The following is a 13,635-nucleotide window of genomic DNA, read 5'->3' on the forward strand; positions in this document are numbered from 1 at the left end:
AGAACGCCGCTCAGAACAGCGTCAGCCCCGTCGCGGCCACGGGCACCGCTTGCGCCGCGGCTCGCGCGGCGTATCGCGCCTCGGGCTGGTCTTCGTCTTCGACAGAGGCGAGGCCGTAGCGGCGGAGGAGCGGAACCATGCGCGCGGCCAGCTGCTTGCGGTACGCGGCGGGCGCGTAGTGGTTCTGGCCGTAGAAGCGCCGATAGCCCGCCTCGAGCTCGGGGTGCTCGCGCGCGATCCACTCGAGGAACCACTCTTTGGCGCCTGGGCGCAGGTGAAGCGCGCCGAAGACCACGCGGCGCGCGCCCGCGTCGGCGATCTGAGACACCGCGTGCTCGAGGTCGGCGGGGGAATCGCTGAGCCACGGCAGGATCGGCATGAGGAACACCGTCACGTCGAGGCCCGACCCGGCCGCGGCCCGCACGGTCGCGAGCCGCGCCGCGGTCGTCGGGGTGCCGGGCTCGACGCTCTGCTGCAGCTCGTCGTTGAAGATCGCGATCGACATCGACAGGTCGACCGGCACGTGCGCCGCGGCATCGGCGATGAGCGGCAGGTCGCGGCGCAGCAACGTGCCCTTCGTGAGGATCGACATCGGCGTGCCGCTCTCGGCGAGGGCGCGGATGATGCCGGGCATGAGCTGGTATCGGCCCTCGGCCCGCTGATACGGGTCGGTATTGGATCCGAGGGCGACGAGCTCGTGCCGCCACGCGCGGCGACGCACCTCGGCGCGCAACACCTCGGCGACGTTGGTCTTGACGACGATCTGCTGGTCGAAGTCTGCCCCGGCATCGAGATCGAGGTAGCGGTGGGTGTTGCGGGCGAAGCAGTATACGCACGCGTGCGAGCAGCCGCGATAGGGGTTCACGGTCCACGAGAACGGCATGGAGCTCGCCTCGGGAACGCGGTTGAGTGCCGACTTCGCGACGACTTCGTGGAATGTGATCCCGGCGAAATCTGGCGTGCGGATTGACCGCGCGAGGCCGGGAAGGGGGAGTTCGCCGGCCCGTTTTTCGATCGTCTGTTCGCTCCACCGCATGGCTCCATTCGAACACATATTCGATGCCAATGCAATGCCTCATTCTGACAGGATGAGCGCATGGGTTCACACGGCTGGCGCACCACCGCTCGCACAGAGTTGCGCGTCTCGCGCGGCTTTCACCTCGACGATCTCGATGCGTCGGCGACGCCGGGATACGACGGCGATAAGAAGTCGGGTGCGAAGGATCTCGCGCTACGCGCCGAGCGGTTGAGCGACCTTCAAGAGCGCCTCTATGCCGAGAGCCGCGCGGGCGTGGCCCGCAACGCCGTGCTCCTCGTGTTGCAGGGCATGGACACGGCGGGCAAGGGCGGCATCGTCCGCCACGTGCTCGGATCCGTGGATCCGCAGGGCGTTCAACTGCAGTCGTTCGGCGCCCCGAGCGCCGAGGAGCTCGCGCACGACTTCCTGTGGCGCATCGAGCGCCGGCTGCCGAAGCACGGTTTCATCGGGGTGTTCGATCGATCGCACTACGAGGACGTGCTCGTGGGGCGCGTGCGCGAGCTCGCGAGCCCCGAGGAGATTGAGCGCCGATATGGCGCGATCAATGACTTCGAAGCACGGGCCGCCGCGAGCGGGATCCGCATTGTGAAGGTGATGCTTCATCTATCGCGCGATGAGCAGCGAGAGCGTCTACAAGAGCGTCTCGACAGGCCGGACAAACACTGGAAGTACAACCCGGGCGACATCGACGACCGTGAACTGTGGCAGGAGTATCGCGAGGCGTACGACATTGTTTTCGAACGTACGTCGACCGATATCGCTCCCTGGCACGTCGTTCCTGCGGATCGCAAGTGGTACGCGCGCCTCGCGGTACAGGAGCTGCTCATCGCGGCGCTCGAGGACATCGACCCGCAGTGGCCCGCGGCATCGTTCGATGTCGAAGAAGAGAAGAGGCGTCTCGCCGAGAGCTAATCCGTGATCGGGAGCGGCGACGAGCATCGCAAACTGATGCCGACCGGATCGCACGAGCGGCCGGCGACACCCAGGAGGAAACGCATGAACACCATGTTCCGCACAACGAACCGTATCCGCATCGCCGCCCTCGCCGTTGGTCTCGGCGCGGTGATCGCTCTCACCGGTTGCTCGTCCGACGGGTCGGAAGGCACCGACGAGACGACCTCGCAGACGGCCGAGCAGCAGACGACCGAAACCGAAACCGAAACCGAGGCCGAGGAGACCGACGACGACGCGACGAGCGCCGGCAGCTCGGAGGTCTCGATCACGATCGACGGCGAGGCGCTCGAGATCGCCGACCCGACGGTGGTCTGCCAGGAGGTCGACGGCACCATGACGATCGCGGTCGGCTCGGCCTCCGGCGCCGACGGCATCGGCGCCACCCTCACGACGGGCGACTCGCCCACCGTGAAGACGGTCGCGCTCGGCTCGCTCGACGGTACCGCGATGGCGTGGGCCGAGGGCGCGCCCGGCGAGGCGAATGCCACGGTCGACGGCTCGACCTACACGATCTCCGGATCGATGGCGGCGGTCGACATGAGCAACCCGACGGCGATGAACGAGACGCCCTTCGAGATGGTCATCGCCTGCCCGTAACCGCACCACCGACCGCGCCACCGGCATTCGCCGGGTGGTGCGGTTTCGTGCGTTTGTCGACAGGTGATGCGGTCGCTAACGTGGGAAGGTGACCCAAAAGCCCCGCGGCATCGCGCTCCCCGCCTGGTTCGTCCTCCTGGGGCTGCTGCTCGTCGCGGGAAACCTGCGCACGGCGATCACGGCCGTGGGCCCCGTGCTTCCGGCGATCGAGCAGACGTACGGCCTCGCGTCGACGACGGCGTCGATCCTCGTGAGCCTGCCGCTCGTGGCCTTCGCGAGCGTGTCGCCGTTTGCGCCGCGGTTCGCGCGGGCGGTTGGCCTCGAACGCGCGATCGCTCTGGCGCTGTCGCTGCTCGTCGTGGGTCTCGTCGTGCGCTCGACGCCGCCCGTCGCCCTGCTGTGGGTCGGTACGGCCCTCATCGGCGTCGCGATCGCGGTGCTCAATGTCGTCCTGCCGGCGCTCGTGAAGCGCGACTTCCCGACGAAGATCGGGCAGGTGACGGGCGCGTACTCGGCGGTGCAGTCAAGCTTTGCCGCCATCGCGGCGGGCGTCTCGGTTCCCGTCGCGGGTATGACCGAGTGGGGATGGCGCGTGCCGCTCGGCATGTGGGCGGGCCTCACCCTCATCACGCTCGGCGTCCTCGCGCCGCAGCTGCGGCGACACACGGTCCCGGATCCCGGATCCGCCCCCGCGCCCGCGGTGCGCGGCCGGTCGCCGTGGGGGAGCGCGCTCGCCTGGCAGGTCACCGGATTCATGGGCCTGCAGTCGGTCGTCTTCTACGTGTTCGTGACGTGGCTCCCGGCGATCGAACACTCGGCGGGCGTGAGCGAGACGGCGGCGGGCGTGCACTCGTTCCTGTTGAACGCCCTCGCGATCGGCGGAAGCCTGCTGGCGTCGGCGCTCATCCCGCGCCTGCGCAACCAGGGGATCATCAGCGTGGGCGCCCCGGCGCTGACGGTCGTCGCGACGGCGGGGGTTCTGCTCGCGCCGGAGTGGTCGGCGCTGTGGGCGAGCATGCTCGGCCTCGCGGGCGGCGCGAACATCGTGCTCGCGCTGTCGCTCTTCGGGCTGCGCACGACGAACCACGCCGACGCGGCGGCGATGAGCGGCATGGCCCAGTGCATCGGGTACCTCGTGGCGGCCGCGGGCCCCATCGCGATCGGCGCCGTGCACGAGGCGAGCGCCACGTGGACGCCGTCGCTCATTATCGTGATCGTGGTCGTCGAGATCCCGCTGATCGTGTTCGGCCTCCTGGTCGGGCGCGACCGCATCCTCTCGTAGCGCGGCACTCGCGCGCACGTCCCGCGCGTGATCTACTGAGACCAGAACGGCAGCGGTGCCGCTGAGAGGTGCGTCTCATGAGCGCAGAGAACGTGATCGATGTCCGGGGCCTGAGCAAGGCTTTCGGCACATTTCCGGCCCTGTCGGGGCTTGACCTCAGCGTCGGGCGCGGCGAGGTGCACGGCTTTCTCGGGCCCAACGGGGCGGGCAAGTCGACGACTATCCGGGTGCTCCTCGGCCTCCTTCGGGCCGATTCCGGATCCGCACGGGTGCTGGGCGGCGACCCGTGGAAGGACGTCGTCGCGCTGCACCGGCGGCTCGCCTACGTGCCGGGCGACGTGTCGCTGTGGCCCGGCATGACGGGTGGCGAGGCGATCGACCTGCTCGGCGCCATGCGCGGCGGCCTCGACGGCTCGCGCCGCGCCGAGCTCATCGAGCGCTTCGAGCTCGACCCGACGAAGAGGGGCCGGCAGTACTCGAAGGGCAATCGGCAAAAGGTCGCGATCGTGGCGGCGCTCGCGTCCGACGCCGAGCTGCTGATCCTCGACGAGCCGACGAGCGGGCTGGATCCGCTCATGGAGGCGGTGTTCACCGACGTCGTCGGCGAGGCGAAGAAGCGCGGCGCCTCGGTGTTGCTGTCGAGCCACATCCTCGCCGAGGTGGAGACGCTCGCCGATCGCCTCTCGATCATCCGCGAGGGAACGATCGTCGAGACGGGCACGCTCGCCGAGCTGCGGGGCCAGGCGCGCACGTCGATCCGCGCGACGCTCGAACGGATCCCGGAGCGGGCCGCGCTCGCGGGCCTCCACGAGGTGCACCTCGAGCACGGCCACCTCTCGGCGACCGCCGACGCCGATAGGATCGGCGAGGTCATGACGCTGCTCGCGCCGTACGGCATCGCGGCGCTCACGGTCGAGCCGCCGTCGCTCGAGTCGCTGTTCCTGCGCCTGTACGAGTCGGAGGGGGATCCGCGATGAGCGGCGCGCTCGCCTGCACGCGGCCGCTCCTGAAGGTCACGCTGCGCCACGAGATACGTGGCTTCGCGCCGTGGATCGCGATCGCGACGGGGCTGTCGGCCTCGTCGGTGCTCGTGTACCCCTGGATCTTCCCCGAGGCGGCGGACCGCGCGGGGCTCTCCGCCGCCATGAGCGCGAATCCGGCCATCGGGATGGTGTTTGGGCCCGCCTTCGACCTCATGAGCGACGAGGGTTTCAACGCCTGGCGCTCGCTGGCGCTGGCCGGCTTCCTCACGGCGCTGGGCTCGATCCTCACCGTCACCCGCACGACGCGCGGGCAGGAGGATTCGGGGCAGGCCGAGCTCCTCGCCTCGGGCGTACTGGGCCGCGCGAGCCGCCTCCTCGCTGGCGTCGGCGTCGCGCTCGTCGGATCCGTGCTCGTCGGCGTCATCGCGGGCCTCGTCACGGTCCAGTGCGGTGGCGCGTGGGAGCCGTCGATGCTGCTCGCGGCGACGTTCACGGCGTCGGGCTGGATGTTCGCGGCGATCGCCGCCGTCACCGCCCAGCTCGGATCCGACGCGCGCGTGGCGAGCTCGCTCGCGGTCGCGACGCTCGGCGCGCTCTTCGCGCTGCGCGGCTTCGCATATGCGATCGATGCCCCGGCATGGACGATCTGGATCAATCCGCTCGGGTGGATGACCGAGACGCGGCCCGCGAGTGGCGACCACTGGTGGCCCCTGATGCTCGCGGCGGCGCTCACCGTGGTCGCCCTCGCGGTGGCGTTCGCGATTCAGGCGCGCCGCGACTTCGGGCAGGGGATCATCGCATCGCGCCCCGGGCCGGCCGAGGGCCGCGTGCGCTCGCCGCTCGGGCTCGCGCTACGGATCAACCGCCCGCCCCTCATCTCGTGGGCGATCGCGTTCGCGGCGCTCGGCGTCGTCTTCGGGTACTTCGCAACGTCGGTGCAAGACCTGCTCGCCGGCGATAGCGCCGTCGCGGGGATCCTCGCCTCGGGCGCCGCGACGAGCGACGGGCTCACGAGCGCCTTCCTCGTCACGATCCTGAGCCTCGTCGGCATCATCGCCGCCGTCCCCGGCGTGCAGGCGATGCAGAAGCTCCGCGCCGAGGAGATGGCCGACCGGGTGGATCCGGTGCTCGCGGGCGCCGTCTCGCGGCGGCGGCTCTTCGCGGGCAGCGCCTCGATCGCGCTCCTCGCGCCGAGCGTCTACGTGCTCGGGGCGGGCACGATCGTCGCGGCGCTCGCCGCGGGCACCGACATCGGGGTGACGTTCGGCGGCGTGCTCCTGCAGGCCGCCGCGACGGTGCCGGCGGTGTGGACGACGGTCGCGGTCGCGATCGCCGTCATCGGCGCGCGGCCGCAGGTGTCGGTGGCGGCGTGGGCGGGCGTGATGTTGGCCTTCGTGCTCACGCTCCTCGGGCCCACCTTCAAGCTCTGGGACTGGGTGCTCGCCATCAGCCCGTTCTGGCACGTCCCGACGATGACCCAGGCGGATCCGGACGGCTGGGGCCTCGCCTGGATCACGCTCGTCACGGCCGCGCTCGTCGCCGCGGGCTTCGCGGGATTCCGCCGCCGCGACATCGGCGTGTAGCCCCGGATCCGCGCCCGCGGCGGCCGCACGGTAGTCTGATCCGTCGGGGTGCCGCACCCGGCCGCGCCCCGACGACGCGACGATAGGCACCCCAGATGAGCGCAACGACAGCCATCACGAGCGTGCGCGACGCGCTCCGCAACCCCCGGCTTCTCAGCCGCGAGGTGCTCGCGGGCCTCGTGACGACGCTCGCCCTCGTGCCCGAGGTGATCTCGTTCTCGGTCATCGCGGGCGTGGATCCGATGGTCAGCCTCGTCGCGAGCGTGGTGCTCGTGCTGTCGATGACGTTCCTCGGCGGCCGGCCCGGCGTGATCACGGCGGCTGCCGGATCCGTCGCCCTCGTGATCGCGCCGATGGTGCACGAACACGGCACGGCGTACGTGCTCCCGGCGGTGATCCTGGCCGGCATCATCCAGATCGTGTTCGGGCTGACGGGGCTCGCGCGGCTCATGCGCTACGTGCCGCGATCGGTCATGCTGGGCTTCGTCAACGGTCTCGGCGTGCTCATCTTCATGGCGCAGGTGCGCCACGTGCTCGGCGGAAGCCCGCTCGTGTGGGTGTTCTTCGCCGTCACGCTGGCGATCGTGATCGGCCTCCCGTATGCGACAAAGATCGTGCCGGCGCCGCTCGTCGCGATCGTCGTGGTCACCGCCATCGTCATCATCTGGCGGCTCGACGTGCCGAACGTCGCGGACGAGGGCCGCGTCGGCGGCGGGTTGCCGGGCCACACGGAACTCTCGGTGCCCCTCGACCTCGAGACGCTGCGGATCATCGTGCCGACGGCCATCAGCGTCGCGCTCGTCGGGCTGATGGAGTCGCTCCTCACCGCGAAGCTCGTCGACGAGATCACCGAGACGCCCTCGCACAAGGGGCGCGAGTCGTGGGGCCTCGGCGTCGCGAACATCTTCGGCGGGCTGTACGGAGGCATCGCGGGCTGCGCTATGATCGGCCAGACGGTACTCAATGTGAAGACGAGTGGCGCCCGCACCCGCATATCCACCTTCGTGGCCGGCGTGTTCCTCCTCGGCCTCATCACGGGCCTCAGCGACGTTATGGGACAGATTCCGATGGTCGCGCTCGCCGCGGTGATGATGGTGGTCGCGGTGACGACGGTCGACTGGCACAGCGTGAAGCCCTCGACGCTTCGCCGCATGCCGGTGCCGGAGACGCTCGTCATGGTGGTCACGATCGCGATCGTCGTGATCACGAGCAACCTCGCCTACGGCGTGATCGCGGGCGTGATCCTCGCGATGGTGCTGTTCGCGCGCCGCGTGGCCCACGTCATCTCCGTCGAGCGCGACGTCGCGGGCGAGACGGCGCGGTACACCGTGCGCGGCCCGCTCTTCTTCGGCAGCAGCAACGACCTGGTCGAGCAGTTCTCCTACGCGGAGGATCCGGCGTCGATCGTGATCGACCTCACGCACGCCCAGATCTGGGACGCCTCGACGGTCGCCGCGCTCGACTCGGTCGAGGCGCTCTACGCCAAGCACGGCGCGAGCGTCTCGATCGAGGGGCTGGATGAGCGCAGCGGCCGCTTCCACGGGCGGCTCTCGGGCAACCTCGGCTGAGCGGGCCTCAGACGAGCGCGGGCTCGGCGCGGCGGCCGTCGACGATCGTGACGAGCTCGTCGAGCGCGTCGCGGTGCACGAGGTCGTGCGTCACGAGCAGGGTCGCGGTGTCGCGCTCGTGGGTGAGGCGCGCGATGAGGCCCATGATCTCGGCGCCGCGCTCCTGATCGAGCGCACTCGTGGGCTCGTCGACGAGGAGCACCTCGGGCTGGTGGACGAGGGCGCGGGCGATGGCGGCGCGCTGGCGCTGACCGCCGGAGAGCTGGTGCACGCGCTTGTCGGCGTGGGCGATGAGCCCGACGGCGTCGAGCAGCTCGTCGACGCGGGCGTCGATCGCGGCCGTGCGGGCCTTGTTCGAGGATCCGCCGAGGCGCGCCATCACCTGCACCTGCTCGCGGACCGTGAGCGCCGGGATGAGGTTCGACTGCTGGAAGACGATGCCGATGCGCTCGCGGCGGAGGGTGGTCGCCTCGGCGCGCGAGAGCTGGGCCGCGTCGACGGCGTTCTCGCCGTTTCCGATGAGCACGCCTCCCGAATCGGGGCGGATCAGCGTCGCTGCGACGGCGAGGATGCTCGACTTGCCGGATCCGGAGGGGCCGGTGATGCCGGTGACGACGCCGTTCTCGCCGCGGAGGGTGACGTGATCGATGGCGGTGATGCGGTTATCGCCGTCGGGGAAGGTGAGGGTGACGTTCTGCAGATCGATCATCGGTTGCTCCCGAGTGCGGTGAGGGGGTCGGCGTTGGTGACGGAGCGGAGCGCGAAGGCGGCGCCCGCGAGGCCCAGGAGGGCCATGATGGCGGCAGGGGCGATGGTCGTGAGGGGGCTCACGATGAACGGCAGCGCGGATCCGACGAGCATGCCGACGCCCGCGACGACGGCGTTGCCGAGGCCGATGCCGGCGACCAGCACGATGAGCGCCTGACCGAGGGAGTCTCGGACGAGGGATCCGGTGGTCGCGCCGAGCGCCTTGAGCACGGCGATGTCGCCGGAGCGCTGCATCGTCCACACCGTGAAGAAGGCGCCGACCACGAGGGCCGAGATGCCGAAGAGCATGGCGATCATGAGGCCGAGCGAGCCGATCTCGGAGCGGAAGGCCTCGAGCGCGGTAAGGCTCGAGAGGGTCGTCTCGGCCTTCGTGCCTGTCTGGTCGCCGATGGCCTGCCAGTCGGCGTCGCTGCTCACCGAGAGGGCGGTGGCCTCTCCGGATCCGCCGGTGCGGGCGCTCGCGGCGCTCCACGCGTCGGGGGTCATGGTGATGACGGGGGTGTGGCTGTACCAGAGGTCGCCGCCGATCGAGGCGACCGTGTAGTCGTCGCCCGCGAGGGTGATCGTGTCGCCGACGGAGGCGTCGAGGTCGCTCGCGGCGCCCTTCGAGAGGCCCACCTCGTCGTCGTGCGCCGGGGCGAGGGCCACGAGCGCGTTGCCGTCCGCGTCCGGCACGTCGGTGGGGATCCCGTAGAGGGCGACACCGACGGGGTCGTCGGCTCCGCTCATCGAGACGCGCGACTGCGTGATGCCGATGGGCGTGACGGAGGTGACGCCGTCGGCATCGCTCCAGGCCTTCACGGTGGCGTCGTCGATCGCCGACGTCGCGAAGCTGGGCGTGCCGCTGGCGGGCTGCTGCAGGACGATGCGGTCGCCGGGGATCTGCAGGACCGAGGAGATGTTCTGGGACGCGAGGCCGGCGGTCAGGCCCGACAGGAAGCCGACGAGGACCGTGATGAGGGCGACGACCGACCCGATCAGGAGGAAACGGCCGCGGGCGAATCGCAGCTCTCTCCAAGCAACAAACACGAGATTGCCTTTCCACTTGGGCGCTCTGCTCAAGCTCTTCCTCAAGCCTCGTTTCCGGCGACGTTTCGTACATCGCCAGAATCGTCGCAATCGCGGTCAAACTTTCGGTTGATGCCCGCGGGCTGGCGACTCGCATAGTCTGGGCGGGTATGGCACGCTCGAACCTCGCCCCGGCATCTCCCGGCCTCCGATATGGCCTGCACGCTCTGCTCGTGGGGCTCGCGGGCTTCGCCGTCGTGCGCGCCTTCGTCGTCTCCTCGCCGAAGGCGGGATGGGTGCTCGGGGTCGGCCTGGCGTTCGTGTTCGTCTACCTCGCGGGAGCGGGCACGGCGCGCAGGCGCAGGGACCACCCGGTGCCGCGCCGGGTCGCGCTGTGGTGGGTGACGGGCCTCACGGTGCTGTGGGCGGCGCTCACGTGGCTGAGCCCCGAGGGCGCCTACCTCGTCTTCCCGCTGTTCTTCCTCTACCTGTACCTGCTCCCGGGGCACCGCGGCGTCGTCGTCATCGTGCTCGCCACGGCCTTCGCGGTCGTCGCGCTGGGCCTGCACCTCGGGTTCAGCGTGGGCGGCGTGATGGGCCCGCTCGTGGGGGCAGGCGTCGCCCTGCTCATTGGCTGGGCCTACGGGGCGCTCCGCCGCGAGGCCGAGGCCCGCGAGAGGTTGCTCGCCGAGCTGATCCGCACGAGGCAACAGCTCGCCGACACGGAGCGCGAGCAGGGCACGCTCGCCGAGCGCGCGAGGCTCGCCCGCGAGATTCACGACACCGTCGCGCAGGGGCTCTCATCGATCCAGATGCTGCTGCGCGCGGCGGAGCGCGACGTGCCGGAACCCGGCGCCGGGTACCTGCGCCTCGCGCGCGAGACGGCGGCCGACAGCCTCGCCGAGACCCGCCAGATCATTCACGAGCTCACGCCGGCGCGGCTCGGCGAGGGCCTCGCGAGCGCGCTCGGGCGGCTCGCGCGCGAACAGGCGGAGCGATCGCGGATCCGGATCGAGGTCGGTACGGAGGAGATCGAGCTGCCAATGGCGACCCAGACGGCGCTCCTGCGCCTCGCTCAGGGGGCGCTCTCGAACGCGATCCGGCACGCTGACGCGAGCAGGATCGATGTCGATCTCGCGCGCGACGGCGACGCCGTGAGCCTCACGGTGCGCGACGACGGGCGCGGCTTCGAGGTCGAGGGCGCCGTCGCGAGCGCCCACGAGGAGGGATCCTTTGGGATTCAGGCCATGCGAGAGCGCGTGGCGCAATTCGACGGCACGCTCGACATCGCGTCGACGCCGGGCCACGGAACGACGGTGACGGCGCGACTGCCGCTCCACAGCGAGAGCGAGGCGACCGAGTGATCCGGATTCTTCTTGCCGACGACCACCCCGTCGTGCGGGCGGGGGTGCGCGCCATGCTCTCGGGAGACCCCGACCTCGACGTCATCGGCGAGGCCACGACGCCGGGCGAGGCGATCGCCATGGCGACCGAGATCGCGCCCGACATCGTGCTGATGGACCTGCAATTCGGCACCGACCAGACGGGCGCCGACGCGACCCGAGCGATCCGCGCGCTCGTGGATCCGCCGCCCGTGCTCGTGCTCACGAACTACGACACCGATAGCGACATCCTGAGCGCCGTGGAGGCGGGGGCGAGCGGGTACCTGCTCAAGGATTCGCCGCCCGACGAGCTCATCGCGGCGATCCGCGCGGCGGCGGCGGGGGAGACGGCCCTCGCCCCGGCGGTCGCGGGCCGGCTCCTGGCGCGGATGCGCTCGCCGCAGCCGAACCTCAGCCGTCGCGAGGTGGAGGTGCTGCGCCTCGTGGCCGAGGGGGCGACGAACAGCGAGATCGGGCGGCGCCTGCACATCAGCGACGCGACGGTGAAGTCGCACCTCGTGCACATCTTCACGAAGCTCGGGGTCGCGTCGCGCACGGCGGCGGTCGCGGCCGCGCGAGAGAGCGGGATCCTCCGCTAGAGATTTCTCGTCTCCTCCCGTTCACCAGAAATTTTTTTACATGACGGGGAATGTATTTGTTATCGTGTGGGTTGTACCCCCACGTAGCAGCGCAGAGAGGAGACCCGGATGACATCGCCCGCTGACACGACGCGACCGACGTCGGCCGAGCTTCGCCTCGCGAATGCGTCGTGGGAGGCACTCTTCCGCTCGCAGGTCGTGCTGATGCGTGAATTCGTTGCCGAGCAATCGTGGGTCGAGATCACGCAGCACGAGTACGACGTGCTCTACACGCTCGCGAAGGCCCCCGACGGCCTGAGCCTCGCCGAGGCCAATCGCGAGACGCTCATGACGCAGGGCGGGCTGTCGAAGCTCGTCTCGCGGCTCGTCGACCGCGGCTTCATCACCCGGTGTACCGACGACGTCGACCGCCGGGCCGTCAAGCTGCGCCTCACCGAGGAGGGGCGCGAGATGCAGCGCCTCGTCGGCAGGCGGCACGCGCGCTCGGTCGCCGGCGTCATGCGCAGGGCGCTCACGCCGGATCAGATGGAGCAGCTGCTTGAGCTGGGCACGACGATCATCGCGAACATGAGCGACCCGGCCCCGACCTCCCCGTAAACCCCCGATTCTCCCCATCCGTCTCGAAAGGACACATCATGACCCTCAGCGCTTCCACCATCCCCGGTTACGTCGCAGGCACCTGGACGATCGACCCCGCCCACTCGGAGGTCGCCTTCTCGGTGCGCCACCTCGCGATCAGCAAGGTCAAGGGCACGTTCGAGAACTTCGACGTCACGGTCGTGACGGCCGACGAGATCGAGAACTCGACCGTCGAGGCATCGATCGAGATCGCGAGCGTCAACACGGGCCAGGAGGGTCGCGACCAGCACCTCCGGACGGGTGACTTCTTCGCCGCCGACGAGTTCCCGCAGATGACGTTCCGCTCGACCGGCATCACGGTCAAGGGCGACGACCTGCTCGTCGACGGCGAGCTCACGCTGCGCGGCGTCACGAAGCCCGTCACGCTGACGGCCGAGTTCGGCGGCATCACGACCGACGGTTACGGCCAGACGAAGGCGGGCGGCTCGGCGACGACGAAGATCAACCGCCTCGACTTCGGCGTCAACTGGAACGCGGCCCTCGAGGCCGGCGGCTTCACGCTGGGCGACGAGGTCACCATCAACCTCGAGCTGCAGTTCACGCTCCAGAAGTAATTTCTGCCGGACGTGGCCCGCTCCCATCTTCGGGGGCGGGCCACGTTTGTGTCTGGGTCTCAGTAGGCCTGTTGGAAGGCAAAGCGCACCTCGGGGGCGAAGACGTAGAGGTCGTCGCACCGGTAGCCGCGCAGCCACGGCTGGCCGTCGACGACGCGTAGGTAGAAGCCCGTCGGGAAGTCGGGATCGTCGGAGAGCACGGGCGAGGCGACGTTGAGGGCGGCGTCGGGGGCGCGCCCCGCCGACATGACCGAGTCGGCCGACTCGGGCTGATCGAGCCAGGCGAGGCGCAGATAGGGCGCGGTCTGCGGGGGACAGAGACTCAGCCCATGTTCTTCGGCTGCCGCAAATATCTGGGGGAGCGTCGCACCGGCCGCGTGTCCCAGTTCTGCAACAGTGCGGTCGACGATGCGAACGGCTTCGCTGAGCGGCTCGTCGAAGACGGCGTGCGCGAGCAGGGCGTCGGCGTGGGGATTTAGCAGGACGCCCGCGAGGCGGAGCTGTTCGACAAGCTCCTGCCGCGAGTGGCCGCTGATCGCGAGTTCGAAGGATCCGGGCCAGATGGTGTTCTCGGGGGCCATGCGGCCATCGTATTTCGCGGCGGTGGACGTTCGCGACACCCGACGGGATCCGCCGTGCGAGTCTTCTGCACTCAGCTGGGTGAGCCTTCGGGCGCTGG

14 protein-coding genes are annotated in these 13,635 nt (G+C 70.1%); 10 read left to right on the forward strand and 4 right to left on the reverse strand.

Annotated features, from left to right (window positions below; genetic code table 11):
* Window positions 1-10: 10 nt before the first annotated feature.
* Window positions 11-1,036 (reverse strand): Rv2578c family radical SAM protein, encoded by a 1,026-nt coding sequence (locus tag DTO57_RS02180; RefSeq protein WP_114116578.1) that lies wholly within the window; start codon window positions 1,034-1,036, stop codon window positions 11-13.
* Between the two features lie 60 nt (window positions 1,037-1,096).
* Between DTO57_RS02180 and DTO57_RS02185 the strand changes: the two genes are divergently transcribed.
* The 6 genes from DTO57_RS02185 (at window position 1,097) to DTO57_RS02210 (ending at window position 8,006) form a co-directional block, all read left to right on the forward strand.
* Window positions 1,097-1,951: a PPK2 family polyphosphate kinase gene (locus DTO57_RS02185; protein ID WP_114116579.1), complete on the forward strand. Its 855-nt coding sequence runs from the start codon at window positions 1,097-1,099 to the stop codon at window positions 1,949-1,951.
* A gap of 84 nt (window positions 1,952-2,035) precedes the next feature.
* Window positions 2,036-2,590, forward strand: a complete 555-nt coding sequence (locus tag DTO57_RS02190; RefSeq protein ID WP_162785623.1) for a lipoprotein LpqH — start codon at window positions 2,036-2,038, stop codon at window positions 2,588-2,590.
* 88 nt (window positions 2,591-2,678) lie between these two features.
* Window positions 2,679-3,872, forward strand: a complete 1,194-nt coding sequence (locus DTO57_RS02195) for an MFS transporter (RefSeq protein ID WP_114116581.1) — start codon at window positions 2,679-2,681, stop codon at window positions 3,870-3,872.
* Between the two features lie 77 nt (window positions 3,873-3,949).
* Window positions 3,950-4,849, forward strand: coding sequence for an ABC transporter ATP-binding protein (locus tag DTO57_RS02200; protein ID WP_114116582.1), 900 nt, complete (start codon window positions 3,950-3,952; stop codon window positions 4,847-4,849).
* Entirely contained in the window at window positions 4,846-6,438 is a 1,593-nt protein-coding gene (locus DTO57_RS02205; protein WP_114116583.1) for an ABC transporter permease, read from the forward strand. The genes DTO57_RS02200 and DTO57_RS02205 overlap by 4 nt, the downstream gene beginning before the upstream one ends.
* A gap of 95 nt (window positions 6,439-6,533) precedes the next feature.
* Window positions 6,534-8,006: a SulP family inorganic anion transporter gene (locus DTO57_RS02210; RefSeq protein WP_114116584.1), complete on the forward strand. Its 1,473-nt coding sequence runs from the start codon at window positions 6,534-6,536 to the stop codon at window positions 8,004-8,006.
* Window positions 8,007-8,013: 7 nt separating this feature from the next.
* On the opposite strand, the gene DTO57_RS02215 is transcribed toward DTO57_RS02210, so the two are convergent.
* Both DTO57_RS02215 and DTO57_RS02220 read right to left on the reverse strand, forming a co-directional pair.
* Window positions 8,014-8,715, reverse strand: coding sequence for an ABC transporter ATP-binding protein (locus DTO57_RS02215; RefSeq protein WP_114116585.1), 702 nt, complete (start codon window positions 8,713-8,715; stop codon window positions 8,014-8,016).
* On the reverse strand, window positions 8,712-9,803 hold the full coding sequence (locus DTO57_RS02220; RefSeq protein WP_114116586.1) for an ABC transporter permease: 1,092 nt from the start codon (window positions 9,801-9,803) through the stop codon (window positions 8,712-8,714). Before DTO57_RS02220 ends, DTO57_RS02215 begins: the two co-directional genes overlap by 4 nt.
* A gap of 149 nt (window positions 9,804-9,952) precedes the next feature.
* Between DTO57_RS02220 and DTO57_RS02225 the strand changes: the two genes are divergently transcribed.
* The 4 genes from DTO57_RS02225 (at window position 9,953) to DTO57_RS02240 (ending at window position 12,956) form a co-directional block, all read left to right on the forward strand.
* Window positions 9,953-11,146 carry a sensor histidine kinase gene (locus tag DTO57_RS02225; protein WP_114116587.1) on the forward strand — a complete coding sequence of 398 codons (1,194 nt, stop codon included), beginning with the start codon at window positions 9,953-9,955 and terminating at the stop codon, window positions 11,144-11,146.
* Window positions 11,143-11,763: a response regulator gene (locus DTO57_RS02230; RefSeq protein ID WP_114116588.1), complete on the forward strand. Its 621-nt coding sequence runs from the start codon at window positions 11,143-11,145 to the stop codon at window positions 11,761-11,763. The genes DTO57_RS02225 and DTO57_RS02230 overlap by 4 nt, the downstream gene beginning before the upstream one ends.
* 108 nt (window positions 11,764-11,871) lie before the next feature.
* Complete coding sequence (locus tag DTO57_RS02235) at window positions 11,872-12,360, forward strand: MarR family winged helix-turn-helix transcriptional regulator (RefSeq protein ID WP_114116589.1); 489 nt, start codon at window positions 11,872-11,874, stop codon at window positions 12,358-12,360.
* 38 nt (window positions 12,361-12,398) lie between these two features.
* Window positions 12,399-12,956 (forward strand): YceI family protein, encoded by a 558-nt coding sequence (locus DTO57_RS02240; RefSeq protein WP_114116590.1) that lies wholly within the window; start codon window positions 12,399-12,401, stop codon window positions 12,954-12,956.
* Window positions 12,957-13,015: 59 nt separating this feature from the next.
* Here the strand turns inward: DTO57_RS02240 and DTO57_RS02245 are convergent, their stop codons facing one another.
* Entirely contained in the window at window positions 13,016-13,537 is a 522-nt protein-coding gene (locus DTO57_RS02245; protein ID WP_114116591.1) for a hypothetical protein, read from the reverse strand.
* Window positions 13,538-13,635: the final 98 nt, after the last annotated feature.

Origin of the sequence: Microbacterium sorbitolivorans, from assembly GCF_003327285.1 — a bacterium.
Lineage (GTDB): Bacteria > Actinomycetota > Actinomycetes > Actinomycetales > Microbacteriaceae > Microbacterium > Microbacterium sorbitolivorans.

What these genes read in the sequence shown, in the direction of transcription:
- DTO57_RS02180 (WP_114116578.1), bottom strand. Translation starts at nt 1,036, where the DNA reads ATGCGGTGGAGCGAACAGACGATCGAAAAACGGGCCGGCGAACTCCCC.
- DTO57_RS02185 (WP_114116579.1), top strand. Translation starts at nt 1,097, where the DNA reads ATGGGTTCACACGGCTGGCGCACCACCGCTCGCACAGAGTTGCGCGTC.
- DTO57_RS02190 (WP_162785623.1), top strand. Translation starts at nt 2,036, where the DNA reads ATGAACACCATGTTCCGCACAACGAACCGTATCCGCATCGCCGCCCTC.
- DTO57_RS02200 (WP_114116582.1), top strand. Translation starts at nt 3,950, where the DNA reads ATGAGCGCAGAGAACGTGATCGATGTCCGGGGCCTGAGCAAGGCTTTC.
- DTO57_RS02205 (WP_114116583.1), top strand. Translation starts at nt 4,846, where the DNA reads ATGAGCGGCGCGCTCGCCTGCACGCGGCCGCTCCTGAAGGTCACGCTG.
- DTO57_RS02210 (WP_114116584.1), top strand. Translation starts at nt 6,534, where the DNA reads ATGAGCGCAACGACAGCCATCACGAGCGTGCGCGACGCGCTCCGCAAC.
- DTO57_RS02215 (WP_114116585.1), bottom strand. Translation starts at nt 8,715, where the DNA reads ATGATCGATCTGCAGAACGTCACCCTCACCTTCCCCGACGGCGATAAC.
- DTO57_RS02225 (WP_114116587.1), top strand. Translation starts at nt 9,953, where the DNA reads ATGGCACGCTCGAACCTCGCCCCGGCATCTCCCGGCCTCCGATATGGC.
- DTO57_RS02235 (WP_114116589.1), top strand. Translation starts at nt 11,872, where the DNA reads ATGACATCGCCCGCTGACACGACGCGACCGACGTCGGCCGAGCTTCGC.
- DTO57_RS02240 (WP_114116590.1), top strand. Translation starts at nt 12,399, where the DNA reads ATGACCCTCAGCGCTTCCACCATCCCCGGTTACGTCGCAGGCACCTGG.
- DTO57_RS02245 (WP_114116591.1), bottom strand. Translation starts at nt 13,537, where the DNA reads ATGGCCCCCGAGAACACCATCTGGCCCGGATCCTTCGAACTCGCGATC.